This is a genomic window from Aeromonas sp. S16(2024) (assembly GCF_041403065.1).
GTDB lineage: Bacteria > Pseudomonadota > Gammaproteobacteria > Enterobacterales > Aeromonadaceae > Aeromonas.
In genome coordinates this window covers 1-26560 of sequence record NZ_JBGLQX010000038.1, presented here as the reverse complement: position 1 = coordinate 26560, position 26560 = coordinate 1, and the positions used below count along the sequence as shown (strand labels likewise).

Genomic DNA, 26560 nt, shown 5'->3' with positions numbered 1-26560 from the left:
GAAACGCGGTAGCGCCGATGGTAGTGTGGCATTCGCCATGCGAGAGTAGGACACTGCCAGGCACCCAATACAAGAAACCCCGCTCACTGAGCGGGGTTTTTTATTGCCTGACATTCTGTGCTTCAGCACCGATTTACTGATGGTCCAGAGGATGTCAGGGTCATCTGCCCCAGATAAATGTCCGGTTGTTTACCCACTTGCTTACCTTTCGACTCTTCTACTCTCTTCGCCAACCCTGACAGCCACTGGCTATGCCTCCTGCCTATGTTCACTATTGCCGTAACGGGGGAGTGACAAGGCGGGCTGGATCCATAGACTGTGAGTTTCATCGGCAAGGGAGCTGTGTATGTTGGGGATCCACGATCTGGCGTTGTTTATCGTATCCGGGCTGCTGCTGAACATGATGCCGGGGCCGGACTCCCTGCTCATCATGCTGCGCAGTGGCTCGCAAGGCTGGCGAGCGGGCTCGGTGGCCGCACTGGGCATAGGAACGGGCACCATGGTGCACGTGCTGGCTGCGGCGCTGGGACTGTCGGCTCTGCTGAGTGCCTCTGCCGAGCTGTTCGCCGTCATCAAGCTGATGGGGGCGCTCTATCTGGTCTATCTGGGGATTTCCCTGCTCAGGCAAGACGCAAGCTCACCTGTCGCGAGCGAACCCGCAGTATCGCTGCCAGCGCTCTCCTATGGGCGGATCTTTCGGCAAGGGTTGCTCACCAATGTGCTCAACCCCAAGGTAGCCCTGTTCTTCCTCGCCTTTGTGCCTCAGTTCATCGCCCCCGATGCGCCGCAGAAGGCGCTGGCGTTTATCGTGCTGGGCTGCATCTTCAACCTCAACGGGATGATCTGGTGCCACCTGCTGGCCTTCTCGACCGCCTATGCGAGTCGCAAGGTGCGCCTGCCTGCCCGGCTGGGATGCTGGCTCAATCGCCTGATGGGGGGGCTGTTCGTGGGGCTCGGCATCAAGCTGGCCGCGGAGTAAGGCGCTGCCAGGAAAACCGGCCATAGAAAAAGGCGTATCCCATCGCTGGGATACGCCTTTATCTGCACTGCAGCAGGATGACTGAAATCAGTTCATGCCGTAGCGCTTGAGTTTCTTGCGCAGGGTGCCGCGGTTGATGCCCATCATCACGGCGGCGCGAGTCTGGTTACCACGGGTGTACTGCATGATCACGTCCAGCATGGGGGCTTCGACTTCGGAGAGAACCATATCGTACAGATCAATCACTTCCTGACCGTTCAACTGGGCCAGGTAGTTACGCAGGGCCTGTTGCACAGAGTCACGCAGGGGGCGCTGGGTCGGCTCGGCAGCGTGATTGTGAGTAGTTGTTACCAATGCATCAGAAGTCAGGGTTTGTTCGAACATATTCGGTCGGCTCTTTAGTTATGCGTTAACCTAATCCATCGAAATACATTTCAAGCGCGTTCAACTGTGCGTCTGCACAATCCAGGGCATTGAAGTGCTTACGGAATTCTCGGCCCGTCTCTTCTTCATCCAGATACCAGCCCACGTGTTTACGGGCAATGCGCGCTCCCAGATATGCACCGTAAAACTGGTGCAGGTTGGTAACATGCTCGTTCATCAGGGTGCGAACCTCTTCCCTGTCGGGAGGCGGCAGCTTGGTGCCCGTCTCAAGAAAATGACGGATTTCCCGGAAAATCCAGGGTCGTCCTTGCGCAGCACGGCCGATCATCACGGCGTCGACGCCGGTATAGTCGAGGACATACCGGGCCTTCTCCGGGCTGTCTATGTCGCCATTGGCGACAACAGGAATCGATACGGCCTGCTTAATCGCCCTGATAGTGTCGTACTCCGCTTCGCCCCGGTAGAGGCAGGCACGGGTACGACCATGCACGGCAAGGGCCGCGATACCGCAATCTTCGGCGATTCGGGCGATCTCCTCGCCATTGCGGTTATCCGGATCCCATCCTGTGCGGATCTTCAAGGTGACAGGGACCTCTACTGCATTTACCACGGCCTGGCAGATGGTTCTGACCAGATCGGGTTGGCGCAACAGGGCGGAGCCTGCCAACTTTTTATTCACTTTTTTTGCCGGACATCCCATGTTGATGTCGACGATCTGAGCGCCCTGCTCCACGTTGTAGCGGGCAGCAAACGCCATCATCTCTGGGTCGGATCCGGCAATCTGGACCGATCGCAGTCCGGTTTCGGCAGAGTGGCCCATTCTCATCCTGGTTTTCTGGGTATCCCAGACATCCGGGTTGGCCAGCAGCATCTCGGAAACGGCCATGCCGGCTCCCAAACGTAAACAAAGTTCACGAAATGGTCGGTCTGTTACACCGGCCATGGGGGCCACGATCAAGGGAGTTTCAAGCGTGTGGGGACCTATCTGCATTCCACGGTTACCATCGGCTTAGGGCGGCGTATATTACGCATTTTTTAGTCAGGAGAAAAGGTTAGTATTTGAGCGTCAGCCATTTTTTTCTGAAAAAAACGTCGCGCCAAGGCTTGCAAATTCAGGAGTGCTTGAAAATCAGACATATTGTCTGGGACCATCGTCAGGGTCAAATGAGTGAGGGACTCAGTGATTTGACAGTCTCTTTCCGGCGCCTGTTTACGCTATGATAGCGAGCCTGAATCGAGCAAAGGCTCCACACAATTTTATTACAAACATAAATTGGGGATGTATGACGTCAAGGTTCATCAAATTGCTCTGCCCGGGCCTGCTGGGAGCCATGCTGGGCTCGGCCCAGGCGCAGACCGTCAGCTTCACCGAGGCCTGGAGCAGGGTCATCCAGCAGGATGACGGGCTGGCGGCGGAGCAGGCCGGGGTGGCGCGGGCAGAGCAGCTGCGCGAGGCGGCCAAGGCCATGTACCTGCCCAAGGTGGATCTGGGAGCCAGCTATACCCACCTCGATCAGCCGATGGAACTGGACATGCTGGATCTCAACCCCATCGCCAATCACCCGGAGTTTGGCAAGGTGCTGGCCCCTGTCATGCAGGCGCTCAACCTCAGCCCCAGCGACTTCGTCACTCCCCTCACCAAGCAGAACGTGGTGACCAGTTCGGTCAAGATGCTGTGGCCGCTGTTCACCGGCGGGCGTATCGATGCGGCCCAGGACATCCGTCAGGCGCAGGTGAGCGAGGCGCAGCAGTTGCTGGTACTCAAGCAGCAGTCCACCTTCGAGAGCCTCTCCCAGACTTACTTCGGCGTGGTGCTGGCGGCCCAGGTGGTGCAGACCAAGCAGGAGATCGAGCAGGGGCTGGCCCACCACCTGGATCATGCCAAGAAGCTCGAAGCCCAGGGTCAGATAGCTCGGGTCGAGCGACTCTCCGCCCAGTCGGCCTATGACAGGGCACGCATCGATACCCAGAAGGCGCGGCGCAGCCTGGAGATAGCCCAGCTGGCGCTCGGCCACATGCTCAAGCTCAAGCAGGCGGAGCCCAATACCCGGCTCTTCATCAACGAGGGGATGCCACAGCTCACCCCCTTCGTGGAGGAGACCCTGTCTGTACACCCCGGCCTCAAGTTGCTGGCGGCCAAGAAGGAGCAGGCCCAGGGCATGATCAAGCTGGAGAAGGGAAAATATGCCCCCGAGCTGTTCCTGTTTGGCAACTACAACCTCTATGAAGATGACTCCATCGCGTCCAAGACCACCCCGGACTGGCTGGTCGGGGTCGGGGTCAGCATGCCGCTGGTGAGCCGCGACGGCCGCTCCGAGACGGTGCAGGCGGCCAAGAGTGCCGAGCTGCAGGTCAATCTGCTGCAGGCCAAGACCCGCCAGGATCTGGAATTGCTGGTCGAGAAGACCTGGCGCGAGGCGGCGCAGGGGCTGGAGGAGTATCATGCCCTCTCCTCGACCCAGGCCCTGGCCGAGGAGAACGTGCGGCTGCGGGACAAGGCGTTCGGCCAGGGGCTCTCCACCTCCCTGGATGTGGTGGATGCCCAGAGCCAGCTGGCCGGGGTCAAGACCCAGCGCGCCGCGGCAGCCTATCAATACGTGGTCTCCCTGGCCCGCCTGCTGGCGCTCTCGGGGCAGATGAACAGTTTCAATCAATATCAGCATGGTCAGGCGATAGAGGTGAATTCATGACTTCGACCCAGCAGGCCCATCTTTCCATCACCGTTTCGACCGCCAAGGGTCGCCCTTTTGCCGAGGTGAATTCATGAGTCATCCCCCCATCAAGAAGAAGATGAGCCAGGGCAAGCCTTGGTTGCTACCACTTGCCCTGGTGCTGCTGGTCATCTGGCTGGGCTGGCGCTTCTGGCTTGCCTATCAGCCGGAGCCGGTTCGCTTGCAGGGCCAGATAGAGGCGCAGCAGTATTCGGTCTCCTCCAAGGTCGCGGGGCGCATTGACGAGGTGCTGGTGAAGAAGGGTGATCAACTGGCCAAGGGTCAGCTGGCGTTCACCCTGGCGAGCCCCGAGATCGAGGCCAAGCTGAGCCAGGCCAAGGCGGGTCAGGCGGCCGCTGGCGCCATGGCGCAGGAGGCCGAGAAGGGGGCGCGGGCCCAGCAGATCGCCGCGGCCAAGGATCAGTGGCAGCAAGCCAAGGCGGCTGCCCTGCTTCGTGGCAAGACCTATGAGCGTATCGCCAGTCTGCATCGGGACGGTGTCATGCCGCTGCAAAAGCGTGACGAGGCCTGGACGGCCTGGCAGGCGGCCAAGTACAGCGAAGGCATGGCCTGGCAGCAATATCAGATGACCCTGGAAGGGGCGCGGGAGGAGACCAAGATCGCGGCGCGGGAGCAGGCCAAGATGGCGGCAGGCGGGGTGGCCGAGGTGGAGGCCTATCTGGCGGACACTCGCATCGCCAGCCCGCACGAGGGGGAGGTCGCCCAGGTGCTGCTGCGCAGCGGCGAGCTGGCGCCCCAAGGCTTCCCTGTGGTGACCCTGCTCGATATGAGCGATGCCTGGGCCCAGTTCCATGTGCGCGAGGATCTGCTGCCCCGCTTCCCGGTCGGCACCGAGTTTGATGCCCGCATCCCGGGCCTTGGCGATCAGACGGTGCGCTTCAAGGTGACCCATGTGGCCGCGATGGGGGACTTCGCCACCTGGCGAGCCACCGACACCCGTCAGGGGTTTGACATGAAGAGCTTCCTGGTGGAGGCGCGCCCCTTGCAACCGGTTGAAGGGTTGCGGGTTGGCATGAGCGTGCTGGTCGAACTCTGATGGGACGCGAATGGCGGCTGCTGTGGCAAGACCCCTTCAGCCGGGCCCTGATCAGCTGGATCCCGCTGCTGCTGATCGGGCTCTTGTGCTGGATCTTCTCGGCGGGGCTGGCGCGCGACCTCAAGGTGGGTCTGGTGGATCTGGACAGGAGCACGCTCTCCCGACAGCTCGCCTATTCGCTGGATGCCTCCGCCGGGCTCAAGATAGCGCAGCAGTTTGACGCCATAGACGAGGGCGCCAGGGCGCTGCGTGGGGGTGACATCTATGCCCTGGTGGTGATCCCCCACCACCTGGAGCGGGATGCCCGGGAGGGGACCCAGCCGCAGGTGACGGTGTTCAACAACGGCCAGTTCATCCTGATCGCCAAGCTGGTCAACTCGGCCCTGGCCCAGGTGGTGGGTACCCTCAACGGCCAGGTGGGCGTGCTCGCAGCCATGGCCGATGGCAAGGCGCTTCCCGGGGCCTTTGGGCAGTCGGTGCCCATAGCGAGCCAGGTGACGGCGCTCTACAACATCAACTCCAGCTACGCCCAGTTTCTGCTGAGCGCCCTGCTGCCCGCGGTGTGGCAGATCCTGGTGGTGCTCTATGGCCTCAACGCCCTGGCTCGCACCGATCGACTGGGACTGGATTGGACCACCAGAGGGGTCTGGTTTGGCCTCTGGCGAACCCTGCTGCCCCATGTTCTCATCGGGTGGGGATGGGGGCTGGCGTGGAGCCTGCTGCTGTTCAAGGGGCTGGGTTATCCCATGCAGGGGAGCTGGCTGGTGTTGACGCTTGGACTGGGGCTTGCCTCGGCCGCCTGCGTCAGCATGGGGGCCTTCTTCTACGGTGTCATCCGGGATCCGGCCCGCGCCCTGTCGCTGGCCGGTGCCTACACGGCGCCGGGCTTCGCCTTCATGGGGGTCACCTTCCCGGTCAGCGCCATGGGGGACGTCGCCCAGTTCTGGCGCAGCCTCTTGCCCATCTCCCACTATGTCGAGCTGCAGATAGGCCAGACCAACTACGGCCAGCCGCTGACGGCGGCCCTGCCCCAGTTCGGCGCCCTGCTGCTGTTCCTGCTGCCGCTGCTGCTGGTGGTGCGCCGTTATCAACCCCAGGCAACTGCAGCCCGAAGCCAGGAGGCGTCCAAGTCATGATGGGATTCTGGGATCTGGTGCGTCTCGAGTTGCGCACCCTGCTGGCAGACAGGGCCATCATGCTGACCCTGTTTGGCGGCGTCCTCTTCTACTCCTTCCTCTATCCGCAGCCCTATCTGCATCAGCTGCCTCGCGAGGAGGCGGTAGTGGTGGTCAACGATGACGGCAGCCAGCTCTCCCGTCAGCTGGAGTTCATGGCCGATGCCACGGCGCAGGTGAAACTGGTGGCTCGGGTCGACAGCCTGGAAGAGGCCCGTCAGTGGCTGCTGACCGGCAAGGCGAGCGGCATACTGCACATTCCCCGTCACTTCTACCGGGACCTGATGCTGGGCAAGAGCGTTACCCTGGGTTACGCCGGGGATGCCTCTTACTTCCTGGTCTACGGCACCATAGCCGAGGGGCTGGCCCAGGCCGGTGGCACCCTGGCCGCTCAGGTCAAGGTGGCCCGGCTGCTGAGCCACGGCGAGGCGCTGCCCCAGGCGGCCATGGGCTGGAACGCAGTCGGGCTCAATGTGGTGCCGGTATTCAACCCCACCATGGGCTATGTGAACTACGTGGTGCCCGCCGTGTTCGTGCTGATCCTGCACCAGGTGCTGCTGATGGGCTCCGGCATTCTGGGGGCGACCCAGAACCAGCGAAGCGGGCGAGGGGAGCACGGCTATTGGCAGCAGGTGCCCGTGCTGGCGCTGCTGCTGGCGCGCACCCTGGTGGTGGGGGGGCTGTTCGTGCTGCCGGTGACCTACTTCTTCGGCTTCTGCTTCGACTACTACGGCATAGCCCGCACCGCCGAGCCAGCCGCCTTGTGGCTGTTCATCCTGCCCTTCCTGCTTGCCACCACCTGGCTTGGGGTGGTGCTGGGGGCCCTGTTTACCCGTCGCGACCTGCCGACCCAGGTGGTGCTCATCTCCTCGTTGCCGCTGGTTTTTCTGGCGGGCTTCATCTGGCCGCTGGAGCTCATTCCGGCGCCGCTGAACTGGCTGGCCCAGTGGGTGCCGAGCACGCCGGCCATAGAGGGATTCCTGCGCCTGAACCAGATGGGGGCCGAGTTCAACCAGGTGTCGGGCTACTGGTGGCAGCTCTGGGGCCTGGCACTGCTTCATGGCGGCCTCGCCTGCCTGCTGCTGCGCTGGCGTCAGCAGTCGTTGCCGGTTGCCAGCCAGGTGGCCAGTGACACGGCCGCCAACCAGGCGAGATAACGCGGCGGCTACAGAGTGTGAAACGGTCAGCCCTTGGGCTGACCGTTTTTTTAGGCGCTGGATTGGGTTGTGGATGGGTCAGGCGCGATGGAGCGCGGGATCGCCGATGGCGTAGATCTGCCCCAGCGCAGCCTCATCGGTCAGCAGGCGCAGGCCATGAATGGCCACATCGGCGCGGCGCACCAGGCCGTGCACCTCCTTGCCCTGGCTCAGCTCGGCGCGACCGGTGGCTTCGCCATCCTGCAAGCCGGCCGGCCTAAGGATGGTCCAGTCGAGCGCGCTGGTCTGCAACCAGCTCTCCGCCAGACTCTTCAAACGCACCTCATGACCAAACGCTACCCGCGCCCGCTCTGGCAGGTATTGCCAGCTGTCGCCGCAGCCGAGGGAGGTCACCAGCAGCAGGCGGGTGAGCCCGGTCTGCTCCATGGCGTCGATGACGTGGCGGTTGCCCTGATAATCCACAGGTTGCGGCTGACGGAAGCTGCCGAGGGTGGAGACGACCCGGGCACCCGGGCCCGCTTGCGCGCAGGCCTGCTGCACGGCGGCCGAGTCCAGCGCATCCCCTTCGATGGCCTCGACCCCCAGGGTGCGCAGCTCGGCGGCCATCTCGGGTTGGCGAACCAGGGCCAGGACCCTGTGGCCCTGGCGCAGGGCGTGATCGGTGAAGGCGCGGCCCAGCCCGCGGCTGGCTCCGAAGATGAGTGTGGTTGGCATTGTGCTGCTCCCTGTGGCGAAAGGGTCAGCCTAAAGGGTTGGCACGGTGCTGTAAATGAGAGTTGTTTTTATTTGATGGGCAGGGGAAATGCGGCGAGCCCGGGCCAGTGGCACGGGCTCGCACAGGATCAGCCGTTGTAGTGGCCTATGCTGGGGCGACGACTGGGGCCGCTCAGGTGGATATCCACCGGGTTAAACGCCTTGATCGCCTCGAAGCTGAAGTCGCCGATGGCCTGATGCAGGCTCTGGGGACTGTGGTTGGTGATGATGATGACGCTCTTCGAGAGGTTGCGACGGCGGCGCAACAGGTGGCCGAGGAAGCTGGACTGGCTCTCCGCCATCTTGGCGCGGTTGGCCGCCACCTCGTCGATGATCAGCAGGTCCACCTCTTCCAGGGCGCGGCGGTACTGGTTGCGCTCCTCCTGATCCTGGATGACGTTGAAGAAGAGCCGGTCCACGATGGAGGCCCACTGCTGGAAGATCACCGATTTCTGATGGCGCTCGATAAGCTCATGGGCCACGGCGCCCGCCAGGGTGGACTTGCCGGTGCCGTAGTCGCCGTAGATGAGCATGCAGCCGCCGCCACTCTTCTCCCAATGCTCGAAGCCGCTGATGAAGTAGCGGGCCGTCTCCATGGGGTATTGCAGCGCGGGGTCGGTGGCATCCATCTTCTCGAAGATCCAGTCCGGGTTGAGGTCGGCCTGGGCGATCAGCTTCTGGATCCGCTCCTGGCGCGCCGCTTTTTGCAGTTCGCGCACCTCGGCATTGGCCTTGGCGTCGTACTCCTTGCGCAGGGTCTCGTAGTCGTACTGGCCACCGCCGGTCTGGGCCTGCAGGCGACGAATGCGCTCAAGCAGGCCGCCCACGTGCTGGCTCAGCTCGGGATCGTGCACGCGATGGTCCTGTTTGGCCTTGGCGATCCGCCGGCGCTTGGCCTCGATCTCCTCCAGCTCCTGGCGCAGCGGGTCGTGCGGATCTGTCATGGGATACTCCTTCTGCTGGGGCTGGTGTGACAAGGGGTTAATAGTGCCTGCTGCGGGCATCCGGGATCAATCATTGTCCGGCTCCTGGGTCTGGGCCAGCCGCTTGGCGGCCTCGATCATCTCCTGCGCCCGCTTGCTCGGCCCCGAATCGACGGGGGCTGGGGTGATCTGCTGATAACCGACCACCTCGGTCGGCTGGCGCCTTGTGTATCGCCGGCTCTTGAGGGTCCGGATGAATTTGAGCATCCACTGATGCTGGGAGTCGAACACCTCGGGGCGGCCCAGCCAGTAGGCGATGAACTCCCCCAGATCCTCTTCGCTGTAGCTGGCATCGATCACCCCGCACAGGCGGGCGAGGGCGGGCAGCTCTTCATCCGGCCGCCACCGCAGATGCATCTGGAAGGGGCGCTCCGGCAGCGGGCTGCGCACTCGCTGACTCAGCAAGGGCAGCTGGAAGGGACACTGATGGTAGTGCTCACTGTCCGCCTGTGCCTCGACCTGCAACAATTCGGCCTCCATCAGCTCATCGAGCAGCTCGGTGAGCTGGCGAGCATTGACCTGATAGCAGAACCCGCTGGGATTGCCCGGATCGACCACCGCCAAGGCGCGCCCGAGCTCGGGATAGTTGAGCCTGGGCAGCCGATTTTCCAGCACCAGCCGTCGCAGCTGCAGGGTATAGAGGCTGCGTGCCGGATGGGAGAGTCTGGGATGGGCGAGGGCGCTGTATTCGGCTGGCGTCATGGTCTGCTTCACGATCTGGAGTGGGGGGCATTATCCCCTATGGCGGGGTCTCATACAATTCGCGGCTGGCAAGAGGGGAAGGCTTGCCCGAATGTACCACTTGGTGGGTAGTCATGACCATCAACCATGATCCCCTTCACGGACTTTGCCGCCCCGTTGGGGCAATCTTTCCCCCTACAGACTGCCGCTTCGCTGCGAATGGACTCTGACTATGCCTCTGAGTGCTAAGTACTTATTACCCCTCTTTGTACCCCTGCTGATCCTGATGTTGCCTACCGCCAGCTTCGGCCTGGCTGGCTTCACTGTGATAGAGCAGCGGATCCTCGCCATCTTTGTGATGGCTAGCCTCTGCTGGGTGCTGGAGCCGATCCCCATCTTTGCGACTTCGGTACTGATCATTGTGCTGGAGTTGCTGCTGGTGTCGGACAGCGGGATCAAGTGGTGGCTGCCTGCCTCCCCTTCCGCGGAGTTTGGGACCCTGCTCAGCCACAAGGAGATCATGAGTACCTTCGCCTCGCCCATTATCATGTTGTTTCTCGGGGGCTTTTTTCTGGCGATTGCGGCGACCAAGTATCGGTTGGATATGAATCTGGCGCGGGTCATGCTCAGGCCGTTCGGCCAGAATCCCAATAGGGTGCTGCTGGGGCTGATGGGGATCACCGCCATCTTCTCCATGTTTATGAGCAATACCGCCACCACTGCCATGATGCTCTCCATTCTGACCCCTGTGCTGGCCTTGCTGGGGCCGCGGGATCCCGGTCGTATCGCCTTCACCCTTGCCATCCCGGTGGCGGCCAACCTGGGGGGGATTGGCACTCCCATAGGCACACCGCCCAATGCGGTGGCCCTCAAGTATCTGGTGGGGGACGATGCCATCAGTTTCGCCGCCTGGATGAGCTTTGGCGTGCCTTTCGTGCTGCTGATGCTGGGATTTGGCTGGTTGCTGCTGATCAGATTGTTTCCCTGTGAGCAGGGCCGCATCGATCTCGAGATCAAGGGCCATTTTCTCAAGACGCCCAAGGCGCTGCTGGTCTATGCCACCTTCATCCTGACCATTGGCCTCTGGCTGACTGGCGACTGGCACGGCATCAACTCCTATACGGTCGGTCTGGTGCCGGTGGCCATCTTCCTGATAGGCCAGGTGCTCACCAAGGACGACTTGAAAAAGGTCTCCTGGGACGTGCTCTGGCTGGTCTCCGGCGGTATAGCGCTGGGGATGGGGCTGGAGAAGTCGGGGTTGGCGGCCAGTCTGGTGCAGGCCATTCCATTCAGTCAGTGGCCACCCATGCTGATTATGGTGGGGGCGACGGGGATCTGTCTGCTGATGGCCAACTTTATGAGCAATACGGCCTGTGCCAACCTGTTGCTACCCATGGTGGCCGCCCTCGGCACCTCGCTGGATCTCGGCTCGGTCGGTGGCAGCATGGGCCTGATCCTGAGCGTGACCTTCGCCGCCAGCCTCGGGATGGCGCTCCCCATCAGCACGCCACCCAATGCGCTGGCCCACGCCAGCGGCAATGTGGATACTCGCCATATGGCGCTGGTGGGGGTGAGTTGCGGGGGCATTGGTTTCTTGCTCTGCCTTGCCATGATTGCGCTGCTCAATGCCATAGGATTTGTGCAATGAGCGAGCCCCATCCGCTTCATTTGCGCTACTTCAGCGACCCACTGCGCCAACGTACCCTGGCGGCGGGGGATCAGTTGCTGGAGCAGGGAGAGCATAACGATCGGCTCTATTTGCTGCGCAGCGGGCGGGTAGAAGGCACCATCATGGCCGGCAGCGAGCGCCAGCGAGTGCCGATCATGACAGTGGAGGCGGGCAACTATCTCGGGGTGCATAGCTATTTTTCCCGGGGGGCCAGTTATTGCAGGCTGGTGGCGCTGGAGCCGTCCGAGCTGGCCTGGCTCGATCGCAATACCCAGCCGGTCGAGCCCGAGCGGTTCGGTTCACTGGCCGATCAGTTCATGCCTGTCATCATGGCCGAGCTGGCCCAGCGCCAGCGCAAGGTCAATCATGCCTATCTGGAGCGGACTCGCACCCAGCTGCGATTGATGGAGGCGGAAAAACTGAGTCTGCTTGGCCAGCTGGCGGCAGGCTTGGCCCACGAGCTCAACAACGCCATCGGGGTGGTGACACGCAATGGCAGCGGTCTGATCGATTTTCTCGGCGATATGCTGAGGCAATATTATCCCAGAGAGTTTCGCCTGTTTCGCCAGGGGCTGGAGGCGGGACAACTGAGCTCCAGCGCCGAAGTGAGGCGGGATGCCAGGCGGCTGGAGGAGCAGTTCAGGTTGGCCCCGGAGCAGGCCAAACTCCTGGCGCGGATACTCAATGGCGAACCGCCCACCCGGGCACGGGTGCGGGACCTGCTGGGGGTGGCCAACTACTGGCAGCTTGGCCGTGATTGCCACGACATGCGGCTGGCGGTGAACCATGCGGCGGCGATCGTGCGTTCAGTCAAGCAGTTGGGGGGCGCCGATGGTGAGCGTCGCCATGGCGTGAAGGTGCGCGATACCCTTGAGCAGGCGCTGGCGCTGCTGCAGAGCTCACTGCGCCAGGTTCAGGTCGAACCTGTGCTGGAGGGGGATCCCCGACTCTGTGCCAACGAGGCCGAGCTGGTGCAGGTATGGGCCAATATTCTGAAAAACGCGCTGGATGCCCTGCAGGCGACCACAGATCCGAAGATTTGGCTGCACTGCCGGATCCATGACGAGTGGATCGAGGTGACTCTGGCCAACAATGGCCCCGTGATACCGCCCGAGTTGCAACCACGCATCTTCAAGCCCAACGTCACCACCAAGCGGGGCGGGCTTTCGTTCGGATTGGGGCTGGGGCTGGCCATTGCCGAACGGGTAGTAACCAGCTATGGCGGCGAGATTTCGCTTGTCAGCGAACCTGGCCTGACGGCATTCAAGGTGAGATTACCGAGGGAACATGGACAAGATGAATCTGATATGTGTGGATGATCAGCGGGAGGTGCTCAACGCCATCAGCCGCGATCTGGCGCCGCTGGCCAGCTGGCTCAGGGTGGAAGAGTGCGAGTCGGCACAGGAGTGCCTGGCCCTGATGGAGGAGCTGGATGCCGCCGGGGAGCAGATTGCACTGGTGGTGTCGGATCATGTGATGCCGGGCCTGAGCGGCGTGGAGCTGCTGACCCGGATCGGGCTGGACGGGCGCTTTCCTCATACTCGCAAGATCCTGCTGACCGGGCAGGCCACCCACAGGGACACCATAGCGGCTGTCAATCTGGCCCGCATCGATCACTACCTTGAGAAACCCTGGCAGGGTGCCGAGCTGTTGCGGGTGTGCCGCTGCCTGCTGACCGAATTCGTGCTGGCAGCCGGCATTGATTACCAATCGTTTATCAAACAACTGGATGCGGAGACGCTCTATAAGAAATGGGAATGATTGTCATAAATTGACGCCTTGGTGCACACGTCTCTGTCGATTTGATCTAGGCTTAGTGCTCAAATAACCATTTGACTAATAAGAGCTTTGCCAAGATGTCAAAAGCCGGACTACGGATCTTGGTGGTGGAGGATGAAGCGGTTTTTCGCCACTCGCTGGTCACATATCTCGAGCATGATGGAGCCTGTGTCTTTCAGGCCGAAGATGGAATCGAAGGGCTCTCTGCGGCCGCACTCTATCACCCCGATATCGTGTTATGCGACCTGAACATGCCCAACATGGATGGGCATGAGGTGATCGCCTGCCTCACCGCCCGCTACCCCGAGGTGCCCGTCATCGTCATCTCGGGTCAGGATCAGATGGCCGCCATCGAGCGGGCGCTGCGGGCGGGGGCCAGCGACTTCTTCATCAAGCCGGTGGATGACTATGGCCAGATCCGGCGCAGCATAGATCAGTGCCTGACGAGCAACGCCCACCAGAGCCAGCAACTGGAGCTGATGGAGCACATCGACTTCTTCCGGGCCCACGATCTGGCGTCCAGCCGCCTGCTGGCCTGGCTGGCACCGCCGGGCATGCAAGAGTGGGGGCCCTGGCAGGTGACGTTCGCCGGCATGGGCAATCTGTTCATTCCCGATACCTTCAAGCTGGATGACAAGCTGCTGGTGCTGGTGATGGAGTTGCCCATTCTCGGAGTGGATGCCGCCTTCTGCGGCGCCCTGGTGCGCTCCTTGATGAACGGGCCCTATCGCCAATACCAGCAGCAGGAGAACCAGTTGCTGGCCCAGCCGCACAGGTTGCTCGACTACCTCAATCTGCAACTGCTGGAGTCGGGTCTGTGCCACTCCTTTGCCATGGCGGCATTGCTGTTCGATCAGGAAGACGGATTGGTATTTGCCAATGCGGGCCTCACCTCACCCCACTGGCTGATGCGCTCGGGAGGATTGCCGCTCGGGCTGATGCGCAGCAGCCGCTATGGGTTGCACAGGCGCAGCTGGCACGAACCCTTCGAGCTGCAGTTTCGCAGCGACAACGGCAGTACCCTGAAGATGCAGGTTCGCCATCACTGAGTCCGTGGCCTGAGGCCGAAACAAACAGGGCGCCCATTGGGCGCCCTGTTTGCGTTGTGCAGTCCGGACCGCTTAGGCGGTGGCGGATTGCAGCTTCTTGTCGTGCTCGTCAGCCTCTTTGGCGGGGCCTTCGGCACCGTGCATCCAGTAGACCAGGCGATTGGCCATGGTCAACAGGATCAGGGCACTGATCACGGCGGCCAGGGCGATGCCACCGAAGATGGCGATCGGACCCGCTTCACCGACGAAGGAGCCGATGAAACCGGCGGCATAGTTGGCCAGGGCGACGAAGCCGAACCAGGCACCCATCATCAGGGACGCCAGGCGCAGCGGGGCCAGCTTGGTGACCATGGAGAGGCCGATCGGGGAGAGGCAGAGCTCGCCCAGGGTGTGGAACAGGTAGGCACCGACCAGCCAGAACATGGAGGTCTTGACCGCCTGATCACCGCCTTGCTCCAGCACGGCACCGATCATGAAGAGGAAGCCGACGGCCAGGAACAGCAGACCCATGGCGAACTTCACCGGGGAGTTCGGTTCCTTGCTGCCGAGCTTGATCCAGATGGCGGCCACGATCGGGGCGAGGGTGATGATGAAGAAGGGGTTCAGGGACTGGAACCAGGCGGTCGGCACTTCGAAGCTGCCGATCATGCGATCGGTATATTCCTGAGCGTACAGGTTCATCAGACCACCGGCCTGCTCGAAACCGGCCCAGAAGATGATGGTGAACAGACCCAGCACCAGGATGACCTTGATGCGATCCACTTCCTGCTTGGTCAGCGGGGCCTTCTGCTCCTTGGAGCGCTGCTCTGCGGCGCGCTGGGCAGCCGGCACGCGGCCGATGTCACCGAGGAAGCGCTGGGCCATGGTGGCTTGCACTACCAGGGAGAGCAGCATGCCGATACCGGCGCTGACGAAGGCGGCTTGCCAGCCGTAGGCGGTGGCGGCGGCGCCACAGATCACGCCGGCCAGCAGGGAGCCCAGGTTGATGCCCATGTAGAAGATGGTGAAGGCACCGTCACGACGGTGGTCACCTTCCTGATACAGGTCGCCCACCATGGTGGAGATGTTCGGTTTGAACAGACCGTTACCCAGGATCAGCAAGCCAAGGCCCGCGTAGAAGACGGTGTTGACCATCTCCGGGAACATGGCGTGGGGCAGGGCCAGGGTGAATTGACCCGCGGCCATGAAGATAGCACCGATCAGGATGGCGCGGCGTTGACCGAGGAAGGTATCGGCCAGCCAGCCCCCGATGATCGGGGTGATGTAGACCAGACCGGTATAGATGCCGTACAGCTTGAGGGCGTCGGCCTGGGTCCAGCCCATGCCGCCGTTGGCCGTCATGTCGGTCAGATAGAGGACGAGCACGGCACGCATGCCGTAGTAGGAGAATCTCTCCCAGAGTTCGGTACTAAAGAGCAAAAAAAGCCCTTTAGGGTGACCTAAAAAGGTCCCTTTGGACGGGTTATTCATTGGAACTTCCACCTGTGTCTTATATTTTTTTAGAAATTTTATGCAAGGGCTAGGAACAAGCCATATTCCTTATAAAACAAGCAGGATTGAATTACAACGAGAGCTTTTGACGATATTTTATCTATCAATGGTTGAATATTTGTTTATAAAATGAAAATGGGCATCGAATGATGCCCAGTCTTTTATTCTGTGTATTGTGTGAATTTTCAGCGATTACAACTGTTTGACGAACTGCTTGAGCCAAGCGGTAAATTCGCCGTCCAGCTCGCGGTGGCGTACCGCGTATTCCACATTGGCCTTCATGTAACCCAGCTTGCTGCCGCAATCGTGGCTGCGGCCCTTCATGAAGTAGGCGTTGACCTGCTCCTTCTCCATCAGCATGGCGATGGCGTCGGTCAGCTGGATCTCGTCGCCCGCCCCGGCCGGGGTTCTCTCCAGCAAGGGCCAGATGTCGGCGGAGAGCACATAGCGGCCGACCACGGCCAGGTTGGAGGGCGCCTCGTCGCGCGGCGGCTTCTCGACGATGGCCTGCATCGGCAGCGACATGCCTGCGCTCAGGGCCTCGCCCTTGATGTCGGCGATGCCGTATTTGTCCACTTCGCTCTCGGGGACGGCTTCCACCATGATCTGGCTGATCTGGTCCGCCTCGAACATATGCACCATCTCCGCCAGGTTGTCCTGTTTGAGATCGCTGGCCACCTCGTCGATCAGCACGTCAGGCAGCAGCACGGCGAAGGGGTTATCGCCGATCAGCGGGCGGGCGCACAGCACCGCATGGCCCAGGCCCTTGGCCTCCCCCTGGCGCACGTGCATGATGGTGACGTCTTTCGGGCAGATGTGCTGCACCTCTTCCAGCAATTGGCGCTTGACCCGCTTCTCCAGGGTCGCCTCCAGCTCGAAGCTCTTGTCGAAATGGTTCTCTATGGAGTTCTTGCTGGAGTGGGTCACCAGGATGATCTCCTTGATGCCGGCTGCGATCGCTTCGCGTACCACATACTGGATCAGCGGCTTGTCGACCACAGGCAGCATCTCTTTGGGGATGGCCTTGGTAGCGGGCAGCATACGGGTACCCAGACCGGCTACCGGGAGCACGGCCTTGCGAACAACGAGAGGTGTCTTTTTCATGGAAATGAGTCCGAAGATACAAAGTGGGCTCATGATACCCGAAGAAAAATAGGGCAGCCACAGGCTGCCCTCGGATCACAGGGATTCAAACCGGTTACTTGACGATAATCATGTCCCGATTCGCATCCAGGGTGGCGGGCCCTATGCCGCTCACCTCCGCCAGCTGATCCACAGTCGTGAACTTGCCCTGCTTCTCGCGGTAGTCGACGATGGCTTGCGCCTTCTTCTCGCCAATGCCCTTCAACGCCGCTAGTTCATCGGCACTGGCGGTGTTCAGGTTGATCTTGCCGGCCTCCTTGGTACTGGTGACAGTCGTGGCCGGTTTGGCGGCTGGCTTGTCGGCGGCGAGCACAGGTTGGCTCAGCAGGGGCAGGCAACCCAGCAGCAGGGCGGCGATCAGAGTCTTTCGGTTCATGGTTTCACTTCCTTGTATGGTGCCGTATGGCCATAGGAAACTAGCCGAGCTGCGCCATTCTTTGTCTGTCATTTTTTACACTTTATAAGTCAGTGCAAACGGCTATAAGCCAGACTGGTCCGAAATAGGTACACTGGCTAACCATTTGAGCGAGATATCTTTTCTATGTTCTTACCCGCCATTTCCGCACTGGAGCCCATCGCCCGCGCCGCCGGTGACGCCATCCTGACCATCTACCGTCAACCCTTTGCGGTGGAGTACAAGCAGGACGAGAGTCCGCTCACCGCCGCCGATCAGGGTGCGCACGAGGTGATAGTGCAGGCGCTGGCCCGGTTGACGCCGGATATCCCTGTGCTGTCGGAAGAGTCGGACGCCCAGACGATGCAGGCGCGGCTCGGCTGGTCCCGCTACTGGCTGGTGGACCCGCTCGATGGCACCAAGGAGTTTGTCTCCCGCAACGGCGAGTTCACGGTGAACATTGCGCTGATCGACCATGGCAGGCCGGTCTGGGGACTGGTCTATGCCCCTGTGCTGGACAAGCTCTGGTATGGCGGCAAGGGGATAGGAGCCTGGCGTGTTGCCGATGGCAAGCATGAAGCCATCCAGACCCGCCCCCATGAAGCAGGGGAAGCGTGGCGGGTGGTGGGCAGTCGCAACCACCTGTCGCAGGAGACCCTGGATTATCTGGCACCTTTTGGCGAGATAGAACTGGTCTCCATGGGCAGCTCACTCAAGTTCTGCATCATTGCCGAAGGGGGCGCCGAGCTCTATCCGCGCCTCGCCCCCACCTGCGAGTGGGACACTGCGGCGGCGCAGGCGGTGCTGGAAGGGGCGGGTGGGTCCGTGACCCAGCTCGATGGTACTGCGCTTGCCTACAACAAGCCGGACATCCTCAACCCCTGGTTTGTGGCGCGGGCCTGATTGCCGCTGCCAGGGCGTGCAGATGTAAAAAGGCCGGACAGTGTCCGGCCTTTTGCATTCTCGCGCTCAACATGATGCGAACCGGGCCCGGTTCAGAACACCTTCTTGAACGGCTTGATGGTCACCCTGGCATAGACGCCAGCCGCCACATAAGGGTCGGCATCGGCCCAGGCCTTGGCGTCGGCCTGGCTGGAGAATTCGGCGATGACTGTGCTGCCGGTGAAGCCCGCATCGGCCGGGTCCTCGGCATCTATGGCCGGATTGGGGCCGGCCGTCAGCAGGCGCCCCTCATCCTGCAGCGCCTGCAGACGGGCGAGGTGGGCAGGGCGAGCCAGCTTGCGCTGGGGCAGGCTGCCAGCGACATCTTCGGAGTAGATGAGATACCACATGAGAGGATCCTTTTCTGATTGCGGTTATTTTTTCTGTTCTGCTTTCTGCTCGGCCGGCATGTGGCGATAGAGGTAGACGCCGCTTAGCAGGGTGAACACCAGCGTCATGCCCAGCAGGCCGAAGACCTTGAAGTTGACCCACATCTCCTGGGACAGGTTGAAGGCCACATAGAGGTTGAGCAGACCGCAGAGGGCGAAGAAACCGACCCAGCCGAGGTTGACCTTGTCCCAGACGCGGTCGGGGGCTTGCAGCTCCTTGGCCAGCATCTGCTTGATGAGATTCTTGCCAAAGCCGTAGCGGCTGATGAGCAGGGCCAGGGCAAAGAGTGCGTTGATGACGGTCACCTTCCACTTGATGAAGGTATCGTCGTGGAAGAAAACGGTGAGGCCGCCGAAGAAACCGACCAGCAGGAAGGTAAACAGCTGCATCTTCTCGACCTTGCGATAGCGCACCCAGCTGTAGAGCAGCTGGAGACCGGTGACCACCACCAGGGCGCCGGTGGCGGTGTAGATGTCGTAAAACTTGTAGACCGCGAAGAAGACGATCAGGGGAATGAATTCAATAAACTGCTTCATGCTGGGCTCTAACCTCAAAATTTCACTCAGTGTACCTGCCCGTTAGGCAACGGCAAATGAATAAGGCCGTTCATTTAGTATGCAGTTCCCCGCTGCGGGGTCGCCACCCTAAGGATGGCACTTGCTGCCCTATGCCACAGATCCTGGTTGCTCTGCCTGGTCGAACAGCTGGCTGGCAATCAGGCTGCCGAGCCGCAGCTGGTCATCCAGCAAGCCGCGGATATGGCGCTCCTCGATGAGGGGATTGAGCAGGACGGCGCGCAGCAGGGTGAGCGGCTGTGCGCCGTAGCGGCTCACCGCCCGCTGGGTGCGTGAGACGAAGCTGTGCCCCTCGGCGCGCTGCGCCTTCTGCAGCGCCACGTTGAAGGCGTTGATCTGCTCGTTGGCCGCCTCGTCCAGGGCCTTGCCCTGCAGGTGGGGTGGAATGCAGCGATAGGAGAGCAGGTTCATCACGGGGGCCGACATCAGCTCGAAGGCGGGGTGGGCATCGATGAGCTCTGCCATCCGCCGCGCCCTGTCGTAATTGGCGTCGATAAGCTGGGCATAGCCCTGCTGACCCAGCAGCTGGAAGGCGGCATCCAGATAGAGCGCATTGGCAGGGCGGGTGCCCTCCAGGGTGAAGCGGCCCTGATCGAAGGAGCTGGCGCGAATGGCGTAGGGGGCCTCCCGCTTCACCGTCATCATCAGATCCGGCTGGCGGCAGAGCAGCATGCCGGTACCGAGCGGCACCAGCAGCTGCTTGTGGCCGTCCAGGGTCACGGTATCGGCCTGCGCTATGCCATCCAGCAAGCCCTGATAGCGGGGGGAAAACAGGGTAGGGCCACCCCAGGCGGCATCCACGTGAAAGTGGATCTGCTCGCGCCTGGCGATGGCGGCGAGTTCGGGCAGGGGATCGATGGAGCCGAAGTCCGTGCTGCCGGCGACCCCCACCAGGGCCAGCACCTTGAGCTTCTGCTCCCGGCATAGAACCAGCGCGCGCTCGAGGGCCGAGAGGCAGAGCCGGTTGTCGGCATCCGTCTCGAGGCGCCAGACGCGGCAAGCCCCCAGCCCCAGCAGATCCATCCCCTTGTCGAAGGAGTAGTGCATCAACCGGGACCCCAGGATCACGGCGCCTCTATAGCCCTGCTCGTAGAGGGAAAACAGATCGTCGCCACAGGCCCGGTTGCGGGCCAGCCAGAGGGCGGTGACGTTGGCTATGGTGCCACCGCTGGTCATGACGCCGAGGGCTGCATCCTTGGCATGCATCTGCGCCGCGTAAAAGCCGTCGTCCTCCCGATAGACGAGGCGGTGCAGCTTGGCCAGCACCTCCCGCTCCAGGAAGCTGAGCAGGCGGGAGGATTCCATCTTCATCGGATTCTGGTTGAGCATCACCAGCAGGCGGGAGAGCTCGGCGGTGAAGGCCGGCAAGGGGGCCGTCATGTGCCCCATGTAGTGGGGCGAGGTGAGATGGGAGGCGCCGGGCACCAGGGCGGCGAGGCGCGTGAGGTACTCTGTCGTGCTGATGCCGGTGGCGGGCATGGACGACTGATCGAGCTGATGGACGAAACTGTCGCGCTGGTAGGGGGCCTGACTGTCATCCGAGTGATGGAAGGTCTCCAGCAGGGCCGTCATGGCCTGGCCGAAGTCAGGATCCGGTTGTGTAAACAGTTCAGTCAGCTTCATCAGGTTCTCCAGACCAGCCTGTCGGGCAGAAAGTACCGGGCGCTCGCCGTGCCGGGCAGACACGGCCATCTGCGCGGGTGGCGTCGGCCGCAGAGCATACACCAAAGGGGCGGGGGGAGCAGCCACCTGCTGACGCCGAGGCTCCCTGGCCAGCCCCTTTTATTTTGAGCTAACAGTTGTAGCCTGAAACGCCGGGCGCTAGAGTGATCGGGTCTTGGCTGGAGGTGGTGATGAGTGATGTGACGGGGTATTCCCCACGGGAAGAGTGGGCCAATCGTCTCAGCCATGGGCTGGGTCTGGGGCTGGGGATCATCGGCCTGATCCTGCTGCTGCACAAGGGCTGGGGTCAGGGGCCCCAGGTGTTGCTGAGTTACGGTCTTTACGGCACCAGCCTGGTGCTGCTCTATCTCGCCTCGACCCTCTACCACAGCATGGGATCGGCGGTGGCCAGACGCTGGTGCAAGCTGCTCGATCACTGTGCCATCTACCTGTTGATCGCCGGCACCTACACCCCCTTCCTGCTGGTGGCGCTCGATACCCCGCTGGCGCGGGGGCTGATGGTGGTGATCTGGGGGCTGGCGCTGGCCGGGGTGGTGTTCAAGCTCTTGTTCATCAACCGCTTCAAGCGCCTGTCACTGTTCACCTATCTGATGCTGGGCTGGCTATCCCTGGTAGTCGTCTATCAGCTCTACCTCCATCTGGATGGCACCGGGCTCCTGCTGCTGGGGCTTGGCGGGCTGATCTACAGCCTGGGCACCCTCTTCTACATGGCCAGACAGATCCCTTACAACCACGCCATCTGGCATCTGTTCGTGCTGGGGGGAAGCCTCTGTCACTTCATGGCCATCTATGGTTATGTCGCCTGACTAGCTCTAAATTGGTATTTTTGCACCCATCAAAGCCCGAATTCGTGCGGCACCCCACAGTTGCCCCCCCCATTTGCTGACAAGCTAGGGTCAGTTCAGCTTGGAAAGGATGCAAAAATGAGTGAGATCGCGCTTTCCATCAGCATGTTGTCGCTGGTGGCGGTGCTGGGACTTTGGCTAGGAAACTGGCGAGTCTATGGCGTGGGTTTAGGGATTGGCGGTGTGCTGTTCGGCGGCATCATAGTGGGTCATTTTGCCGGGCTCTCCGGCCTGACGCTGGATGAGCAAACACTTCATTTCATTCAAGAATTTGGTCTTATCCTGTTCGTCTACACCATAGGCATCCAGGTCGGTCCCGGCTTCTTCTCCTCCCTGCGCAGCTCGGGGCTCAAGCTCAATGGCTTCGCCGCCCTGCTGGTGCTGCTCGGCTGCGTGGTGGCCGCGGCGCTGCACCAGCTGTTCGACGTGCCGCTGCCGGTGATCCTCGGGGTCTTCTCCGGTGCCGTGACCAACACACCTTCGCTGGGGGCGGGTCAGCAGATCCTGGCCGAGCTTGGGGCGGACCCGGGCATGACCGGGCTGATGGGGATGGGCTATGCGGTGGCCTACCCGTTCGGGATCTGCGGCATCCTGCTCACCATGTGGCTCATTCGCATGTTCTTTCACGTCAAGATTGACGAAGAAGCCGCCGCGTTCGAGCAACAGGCGGGCAAGACCAAGGAGAGCCTGCAAACCATCAACATCGCCGTGCGCAACCCCAACATACACGGCCTGATGCTCCGCGAGATCCCTAGCCTGGACGAGGCCGACGTGATCTGCTCCCGCCTCAAGCGCGACGATAAGCTGATGGTGCCTAATCCGGATTCACGGATCCAGCTCGGTGATCTGCTGCACCTGGTCGGCGAGCGCCATGCCCTGCACAAGGTGCTGCTGGTGCTGGGGGAGGAGGTGGAGACCTCGCTCTCCACCCGGGGCACCGAGCTGCGGGTCGAGCGGGTGGTGGTCACCAACGAGCAGGTGCTCGGCAAGCGGATCCGGGATCTCGACATCAAGCAGAAATACGATGTAGTCATCTCACGGCTCAATCGGGCCGGCATCGAGCTGGTGCCGACCAGCCAGACCAGCCTGCAGTTTGGCGACATTCTGAACCTGGTGGGGCGGCTCGAGGCCATCGAAGCAGTGACCAGTGTGGTCGGCAACGTCCAGCAGAAGCTGCAGCAGGTGCAGATGCTGCCGGTCTTTATCGGCATTGGATTGGGGGTATTGCTCGGCTCCATTCCCTTCTATCTGCCGGGATTCCCGGCGGCGCTCAAGCTAGGTCTGGCGGGAGGCCCCCTGGTGGTGGCCCTCATACTGTCGCGCATCGGCAGCATCGGCAAACTCTACTGGTTCATGCCGCCGAGTGCCAACCTGGCGCTGCGGGAGATCGGCATAGTGCTGTTCCTGGCGGTGGTGGGGTTCAAGTCAGGGGCCGGCTTCATCGACACCCTGATCAACGGGGATGGTCCCGCCTGGATGATGTACGGCGTGGCGATCACCCTGATACCGCTGCTGGTGGTCGGGGTACTGGCGCGCCACTATGGCAAGGTCAATTACCTCACCCTGTGTGGTCTGCTGGCCGGATCCATGACGGATCCTCCCGCCCTGGCCTTCGCCAACGGCATGCACCCCACCAGTGGCGCCAGCGCCCTGTCATACGCGACCGTCTATCCCCTGGTGATGTTCCTGCGGATCATCTCTCCCCAGCTGCTGGCCATCCTGCTCTGGGCCGGGGCCTGAGTCGACATAAAATAGGGACCAAGAAGGTCCCTGTCTTAGTACTGTCATTTTTGATGATGTTGATTTAACTAATTTTATTGTTTGTTAAACACCCTTCGTTTTCGGCGCGAATCCAAGCTTCATTTCGGTCTGTCCGTTCGATTTTTCTCACTAGTATCTGGTCAGACTTGTAGGCACATTGGAGACTGGAAATCTATGCCCATTGATATTTAAGGAAAAAACTATGAGCAGCAAGAGCATCGTACTGGATCAAGATGTCGTTGTTACCCAATTGCAAGGCAAAGTCTACCTGGTTGCCGATGATGGGAGCCGCACGCTTCTTTCTGAAGGCGATGTGCTGCCCAAGGATGCGGTATTGCTCGCGCCTGAGGGGGCCACTTTCCAGGGAGGAGAGACCACCTTTACCCTGAGCCCGAGCAATACTCCCGAGTCGGAGGAACCCCAACTGGCGCAGGCGAATGAGCCTGACGACATTGCCGCCCTGCAGCAGGCGATCCTGGCGGGGACGGACCCGACCCAGGCATTTGAAGCGGCGGCTGCGGGCGGGGCACCGGCTGCGGGCAACATAGGCGGCGTTGCTGGGGCCAGTGGCAACGGCGGCTTCGTCACCATCGACAGAACCGGCGATTCGACCATCTCCACCGCCGGCTTTGATACCGCCAATCCGGATAATCCCGCGCCACTGGCCGAGGTACTGGACGATGAGGATGAACTCCTCGATCTCACTGCACCCACCATCACAGTGTCCGCGCCGGACAACATCAACGACAACACCCCGACCCTCACAGGGACCACGGACGCCGCTCCCGGCAGCACTGTGACCCTGGTGGTGACCGACGCCAATGGCAATCAGCAGACCCTGACAACCACGGTCAATCCCGATGGCAGCTTCAGTGTGGATGTGGTGACCCCTCTGCCGGATGGCGGCTATGACGTGACCGCCAGCGTGACCGATCCTGCCGGCAATACCGGCACCGCCAGCGACGATGGCAGCGTGGACACCACGGCGCCGGCGCTCGCCATCACGCTTGATGCCAACATCACCGACGACGACATCATCAATGCCGCCGAAACGGATCAGCAGATCCCGGTGAGCGGCACCGTGAGCGGTGAGTTCAACGAGGGTGACACTGTCACCCTGACCGTCAACAACAAGACCTTCACCGGCCAGGTGGATGCCAATGGCCGCTTCACCATCCTGGTGGCGGGCAGCGACCTGGCGGCCGACAGCGACAAGACCATCGATGCCAGCGTGACCAGCACCGATGCGGCAGGTAACAGCGCCACCGTGACCGACACCGAAGGCTATGAGGTGGATACCACTGCGCCGAAGCTCGCCATCGAGCTGGATGCCGACATCACCGAGGACGACGTCATCAGTGCCGCCGAAACGGATCAGCAGATCCCGGTGAGCGGCACCGTCAGCGGCGAGTTCAATGAGGGCGACACCGTCACCCTGACCGTCAACAACAAGACCTTCACCGGCCAGGTGGATGCCAATGGCCGCTTCACCATCCTGGTGGCGGGCGACGATCTGGCGGCCGACAGCGACCGCACCATAGAGGCGAGCGTGACCAGCACCGATGCGGCCGGTAACAGTACCACCGTGACCGACACCGAAGGCTATGAGGTGGACACCACGGCGACCGGTGCGCCGACCGTGGTCATCACCGAAGACAGCAACAACGACGGCATCATCAGCAGCGGCGAGCTCGACGGCACTGTGGGCGTGGAAGTGGGCCTGCCAGCCGAGGCCAAGGCGGGGGACACCCTCAAGGTGAGTGGCCAGGCAGACCGGGTGTTGACCGATGTCGACATCCTCGCCGGCAAGGTGAGCTACGAGTTTGAGCGTCCGGATGAAGGCGAGACACTGACCGTGACCGCCACCATCGTCGATGCGGCGGGCAACATCTCGCCGGAAGGCAGTGACAGCGCCACCATGGACACCACGGCGCCTTCTGCGCCGCTGGTGGAGATCCAGGATGGCGCGGACAACATCATCTCCGCCAACGAGCGGGAGGAAGGGGTCGATGTCATTATCCGTCTGCCGGCCGATGCAAAAGTCGGTGATCGTCTTGATGTGGACTGGAATGGAGATGGAGTGCCTGACAGCACTTCCATTCTTACTATCGACGATATCAACAAGGCTCAGGTCAATCTGACCATTCCCACGACAGAGCTGCCGATCAATGGTCCCATCTCGGTCGATGCCACTCTGACCGATCCAGTGGGCAATACCTCGCCCAAGGGGAGCGACAACAGTGTTGTTAATGCTGCGCCTCAGCCGGTGGACGATCAGTTCACCGTTGAAGAGGACGGTACTATCACCATCAATGTGCTTGGCAACGACACTGATGTAGATGGCGATAGCCTCACTATTACCGCTATCAATGGCCAAGCCATTGCCGAAGGCGGCACTGTAGCGATCAGTAATGGTTCCGTCACCTTGACCAATGGCCAGTTGGTCTTCACGCCCACGCCAGATTTCAACGGCAGTATCTCCTTCGAATACACGGTCACCGACGGCCTGCACAACACCACCGCAGAGGTGACAGGCTCCGTCACCGGCGTGAACGATGGCGCCGAGATCTCCGGTGCTGACACTGGCGCGGTAACCGAAGATGCCAGCCCGGATGTGCTGACCGACAGCGGCGTGCTGACCGTGACCGACGTGGACGGGGCCGTCGAGGCCAAGTTTATTGCCGGCGACGGTGTGGCCAGCGATGGCGCACTGGGCCGCTTGACCATCACCGAAGCGGGTGAGTGGACCTATAACGTGGCCAACGGCGACGTGCAGTACCTGGGTGAGGGTGATATCAGGGTCGAGACCTTTGTGGTCAAGTCGGTGGACGGCACCGAGCACACCGTCACCATCACCATCAACGGCACCGAAGACGCGCCGATGATTGCCGGCACCCACATCGGCACGGTCAAGGAAGACACCACGCTCAGCACCAGCGGCACCCTGACCGCGACCGAC

General features: G+C 61.6%; 24 protein-coding genes. 13 read left to right on the top strand and 11 right to left on the bottom strand.

What is annotated here, in order from left to right:
- Positions 1–346 precede the first annotated feature (346 nt).
- The gene (locus ACB030_RS19385) at positions 347–979 is read left to right on the top strand and encodes a LysE family translocator (protein ID WP_371162065.1); all 633 of its coding nucleotides are present in this window, start codon (positions 347–349) and stop codon (positions 977–979) included.
- An 87-nt stretch (positions 980–1066) separates the two neighbouring features.
- Here ACB030_RS19385 and fis read toward each other — a convergent pair whose 3' ends face one another.
- A complete protein-coding gene (fis, locus tag ACB030_RS19380) occupies positions 1067–1363 on the bottom strand; it encodes a DNA-binding transcriptional regulator Fis (RefSeq protein WP_005309538.1) in 297 nt (98 codons plus the stop codon).
- A gap of 25 nt (positions 1364–1388) precedes the next feature.
- A complete protein-coding gene (gene dusB / locus ACB030_RS19375; RefSeq protein ID WP_371162063.1) occupies positions 1389–2354 on the bottom strand; it encodes a tRNA dihydrouridine synthase DusB in 966 nt (321 codons plus the stop codon).
- A 292-nt stretch (positions 2355–2646) separates the two neighbouring features.
- Here dusB and ACB030_RS19370 point away from each other — a divergent pair, with 292 nt between their 5' ends.
- From ACB030_RS19370 to ACB030_RS19355, 4 genes are all read left to right on the top strand, one after another.
- On the top strand, positions 2647–4053 hold the full coding sequence (locus tag ACB030_RS19370; protein ID WP_371162061.1) for a TolC family protein: 1407 nt from the start codon (positions 2647–2649) through the stop codon (positions 4051–4053).
- A 73-nt stretch (positions 4054–4126) separates the two neighbouring features.
- Entirely contained in the window at positions 4127–5131 is a 1005-nt protein-coding gene (locus ACB030_RS19365) for an HlyD family secretion protein (RefSeq protein WP_371162059.1), read from the top strand.
- Positions 5131–6267 carry an ABC transporter permease gene (locus ACB030_RS19360; RefSeq protein WP_371162057.1) on the top strand — a complete coding sequence of 379 codons (1137 nt, stop codon included), beginning with the start codon at positions 5131–5133 and terminating at the stop codon, positions 6265–6267. Before ACB030_RS19365 ends, ACB030_RS19360 begins: the two co-directional genes overlap by 1 nt.
- Positions 6264–7463, top strand: coding sequence for an ABC transporter permease (locus ACB030_RS19355; RefSeq protein WP_371162055.1), 1200 nt, complete (start codon positions 6264–6266; stop codon positions 7461–7463). The genes ACB030_RS19360 and ACB030_RS19355 overlap by 4 nt, the downstream gene beginning before the upstream one ends.
- Before the next feature lie 78 nt (positions 7464–7541).
- On the opposite strand, the gene ACB030_RS19350 is transcribed toward ACB030_RS19355, so the two are convergent.
- The 3 genes from ACB030_RS19350 to ACB030_RS19340 form a co-directional block, all read right to left on the bottom strand.
- Positions 7542–8177, bottom strand: coding sequence for an SDR family oxidoreductase (locus ACB030_RS19350; protein WP_371162053.1), 636 nt, complete (start codon positions 8175–8177; stop codon positions 7542–7544).
- A 128-nt stretch (positions 8178–8305) separates the two neighbouring features.
- Complete coding sequence (locus ACB030_RS19345) at positions 8306–9160, bottom strand: DnaA ATPase domain-containing protein (RefSeq protein ID WP_218410865.1); 855 nt, start codon at positions 9158–9160, stop codon at positions 8306–8308.
- A gap of 66 nt (positions 9161–9226) precedes the next feature.
- The gene (locus ACB030_RS19340) at positions 9227–9901 is read right to left on the bottom strand and encodes a DnaT-like ssDNA-binding domain-containing protein (RefSeq protein WP_371162051.1); all 675 of its coding nucleotides are present in this window, start codon (positions 9899–9901) and stop codon (positions 9227–9229) included.
- Positions 9902–10112: 211 nt separating this feature from the next.
- Here ACB030_RS19340 and ACB030_RS19335 point away from each other — a divergent pair, with 211 nt between their 5' ends.
- The 4 genes from ACB030_RS19335 to ACB030_RS19320 all read left to right on the top strand — a co-directional run bounded on the left by ACB030_RS19335 (position 10113) and on the right by ACB030_RS19320 (position 14377).
- Positions 10113–11528, top strand: coding sequence for a DASS family sodium-coupled anion symporter (locus tag ACB030_RS19335; protein WP_371162049.1), 1416 nt, complete (start codon positions 10113–10115; stop codon positions 11526–11528).
- Positions 11525–12868, top strand: coding sequence for an ATP-binding protein (locus ACB030_RS19330; RefSeq protein ID WP_371162047.1), 1344 nt, complete (start codon positions 11525–11527; stop codon positions 12866–12868). Before ACB030_RS19335 ends, ACB030_RS19330 begins: the two co-directional genes overlap by 4 nt.
- The gene (locus ACB030_RS19325; RefSeq protein ID WP_371162045.1) at positions 12846–13310 is read left to right on the top strand and encodes a response regulator; all 465 of its coding nucleotides are present in this window, start codon (positions 12846–12848) and stop codon (positions 13308–13310) included. The genes ACB030_RS19330 and ACB030_RS19325 overlap by 23 nt, the downstream gene beginning before the upstream one ends.
- 95 nt (positions 13311–13405) lie before the next feature.
- Complete coding sequence (locus tag ACB030_RS19320) at positions 13406–14377, top strand: response regulator (RefSeq protein WP_371162043.1); 972 nt, start codon at positions 13406–13408, stop codon at positions 14375–14377.
- A gap of 72 nt (positions 14378–14449) precedes the next feature.
- Here ACB030_RS19320 and ACB030_RS19315 read toward each other — a convergent pair whose 3' ends face one another.
- From ACB030_RS19315 to ACB030_RS19305, 3 genes are all read right to left on the bottom strand, one after another.
- The gene (locus ACB030_RS19315; RefSeq protein WP_371162041.1) at positions 14450–15847 is read right to left on the bottom strand and encodes a peptide MFS transporter; all 1398 of its coding nucleotides are present in this window, start codon (positions 15845–15847) and stop codon (positions 14450–14452) included.
- Between the two features lie 213 nt (positions 15848–16060).
- Positions 16061–16972: a UTP--glucose-1-phosphate uridylyltransferase GalU gene (galU, locus tag ACB030_RS19310; protein ID WP_371162039.1), complete on the bottom strand. Its 912-nt coding sequence runs from the start codon at positions 16970–16972 to the stop codon at positions 16061–16063.
- Positions 16973–17066: 94 nt separating this feature from the next.
- On the bottom strand, positions 17067–17387 hold the full coding sequence (locus tag ACB030_RS19305) for a ComEA family DNA-binding protein (protein WP_182310225.1): 321 nt from the start codon (positions 17385–17387) through the stop codon (positions 17067–17069).
- A gap of 165 nt (positions 17388–17552) precedes the next feature.
- Here ACB030_RS19305 and cysQ point away from each other — a divergent pair, with 165 nt between their 5' ends.
- Positions 17553–18308 (top strand): 3'(2'),5'-bisphosphate nucleotidase CysQ, encoded by a 756-nt coding sequence (gene cysQ / locus ACB030_RS19300; protein ID WP_371162036.1) that lies wholly within the window; start codon positions 17553–17555, stop codon positions 18306–18308.
- Between the two features lie 92 nt (positions 18309–18400).
- Here cysQ and ACB030_RS19295 read toward each other — a convergent pair whose 3' ends face one another.
- From ACB030_RS19295 to ACB030_RS19285, 3 genes are all read right to left on the bottom strand, one after another.
- Entirely contained in the window at positions 18401–18697 is a 297-nt protein-coding gene (locus tag ACB030_RS19295; protein ID WP_139439635.1) for a YciI family protein, read from the bottom strand.
- 24 nt (positions 18698–18721) lie between these two features.
- The gene (locus tag ACB030_RS19290) at positions 18722–19273 is read right to left on the bottom strand and encodes a septation protein A (protein WP_247625609.1); all 552 of its coding nucleotides are present in this window, start codon (positions 19271–19273) and stop codon (positions 18722–18724) included.
- A 129-nt stretch (positions 19274–19402) separates the two neighbouring features.
- Positions 19403–20935, bottom strand: a complete 1533-nt coding sequence (locus ACB030_RS19285; protein ID WP_371162033.1) for an aminotransferase class V-fold PLP-dependent enzyme — start codon at positions 20933–20935, stop codon at positions 19403–19405.
- A gap of 230 nt (positions 20936–21165) precedes the next feature.
- On the opposite strand from ACB030_RS19285, the gene ACB030_RS19280 reads away from it, so the two are divergent.
- The 3 genes from ACB030_RS19280 to ACB030_RS19270 form a co-directional block, all read left to right on the top strand.
- Positions 21166–21801 carry a hemolysin III family protein gene (locus tag ACB030_RS19280; protein ID WP_182310221.1) on the top strand — a complete coding sequence of 212 codons (636 nt, stop codon included), beginning with the start codon at positions 21166–21168 and terminating at the stop codon, positions 21799–21801.
- Between the two features lie 117 nt (positions 21802–21918).
- Entirely contained in the window at positions 21919–23580 is a 1662-nt protein-coding gene (locus ACB030_RS19275) for a putative transporter (RefSeq protein WP_371162031.1), read from the top strand.
- A gap of 223 nt (positions 23581–23803) precedes the next feature.
- Positions 23804–26560: retention module-containing protein (locus tag ACB030_RS19270; RefSeq protein WP_371162029.1), on the top strand; the 2757-nt coding region annotated here is incomplete at its 3' end.

Excerpts from the sequence above, each read along its gene's own strand:
- galU (WP_371162039.1), bottom strand. The coding sequence starts at position 16,972 with ATGAAAAAGACACCTCTCGTTGTTCGCAAGGCCGTGCTCCCGGTAGCC.
- ACB030_RS19320 (WP_371162043.1), top strand. The coding sequence starts at position 13,406 with ATGTCAAAAGCCGGACTACGGATCTTGGTGGTGGAGGATGAAGCGGTT.
- ACB030_RS19370 (WP_371162061.1), top strand. The coding sequence starts at position 2,647 with ATGACGTCAAGGTTCATCAAATTGCTCTGCCCGGGCCTGCTGGGAGCC.
- ACB030_RS19345 (WP_218410865.1), bottom strand. The coding sequence starts at position 9,160 with ATGACAGATCCGCACGACCCGCTGCGCCAGGAGCTGGAGGAGATCGAG.
- ACB030_RS19325 (WP_371162045.1), top strand. The coding sequence starts at position 12,846 with ATGAATCTGATATGTGTGGATGATCAGCGGGAGGTGCTCAACGCCATC.
- dusB (WP_371162063.1), bottom strand. The coding sequence starts at position 2,354 with ATGCAGATAGGTCCCCACACGCTTGAAACTCCCTTGATCGTGGCCCCC.
- ACB030_RS19315 (WP_371162041.1), bottom strand. The coding sequence starts at position 15,847 with ATGAATAACCCGTCCAAAGGGACCTTTTTAGGTCACCCTAAAGGGCTT.
- ACB030_RS19350 (WP_371162053.1), bottom strand. The coding sequence starts at position 8,177 with ATGCCAACCACACTCATCTTCGGAGCCAGCCGCGGGCTGGGCCGCGCC.
- ACB030_RS19285 (WP_371162033.1), bottom strand. The coding sequence starts at position 20,935 with ATGAAGCTGACTGAACTGTTTACACAACCGGATCCTGACTTCGGCCAG.
- ACB030_RS19385 (WP_371162065.1), top strand. The coding sequence starts at position 347 with ATGTTGGGGATCCACGATCTGGCGTTGTTTATCGTATCCGGGCTGCTG.
- ACB030_RS19305 (WP_182310225.1), bottom strand. The coding sequence starts at position 17,387 with ATGAACCGAAAGACTCTGATCGCCGCCCTGCTGCTGGGTTGCCTGCCC.
- ACB030_RS19295 (WP_139439635.1), bottom strand. The coding sequence starts at position 18,697 with ATGTGGTATCTCATCTACTCCGAAGATGTCGCTGGCAGCCTGCCCCAG.
- ACB030_RS19290 (WP_247625609.1), bottom strand. The coding sequence starts at position 19,273 with ATGAAGCAGTTTATTGAATTCATTCCCCTGATCGTCTTCTTCGCGGTC.
- ACB030_RS19355 (WP_371162055.1), top strand. The coding sequence starts at position 6,264 with ATGATGGGATTCTGGGATCTGGTGCGTCTCGAGTTGCGCACCCTGCTG.
- ACB030_RS19335 (WP_371162049.1), top strand. The coding sequence starts at position 10,113 with ATGCCTCTGAGTGCTAAGTACTTATTACCCCTCTTTGTACCCCTGCTG.
- ACB030_RS19360 (WP_371162057.1), top strand. The coding sequence starts at position 5,131 with ATGGGACGCGAATGGCGGCTGCTGTGGCAAGACCCCTTCAGCCGGGCC.
- ACB030_RS19330 (WP_371162047.1), top strand. The coding sequence starts at position 11,525 with ATGAGCGAGCCCCATCCGCTTCATTTGCGCTACTTCAGCGACCCACTG.
- ACB030_RS19340 (WP_371162051.1), bottom strand. The coding sequence starts at position 9,901 with ATGACGCCAGCCGAATACAGCGCCCTCGCCCATCCCAGACTCTCCCAT.
- ACB030_RS19365 (WP_371162059.1), top strand. The coding sequence starts at position 4,127 with ATGAGTCATCCCCCCATCAAGAAGAAGATGAGCCAGGGCAAGCCTTGG.
- ACB030_RS19280 (WP_182310221.1), top strand. The coding sequence starts at position 21,166 with ATGAGTGATGTGACGGGGTATTCCCCACGGGAAGAGTGGGCCAATCGT.
- cysQ (WP_371162036.1), top strand. The coding sequence starts at position 17,553 with ATGTTCTTACCCGCCATTTCCGCACTGGAGCCCATCGCCCGCGCCGCC.
- ACB030_RS19275 (WP_371162031.1), top strand. The coding sequence starts at position 21,919 with ATGAGTGAGATCGCGCTTTCCATCAGCATGTTGTCGCTGGTGGCGGTG.
- fis (WP_005309538.1), bottom strand. The coding sequence starts at position 1,363 with ATGTTCGAACAAACCCTGACTTCTGATGCATTGGTAACAACTACTCAC.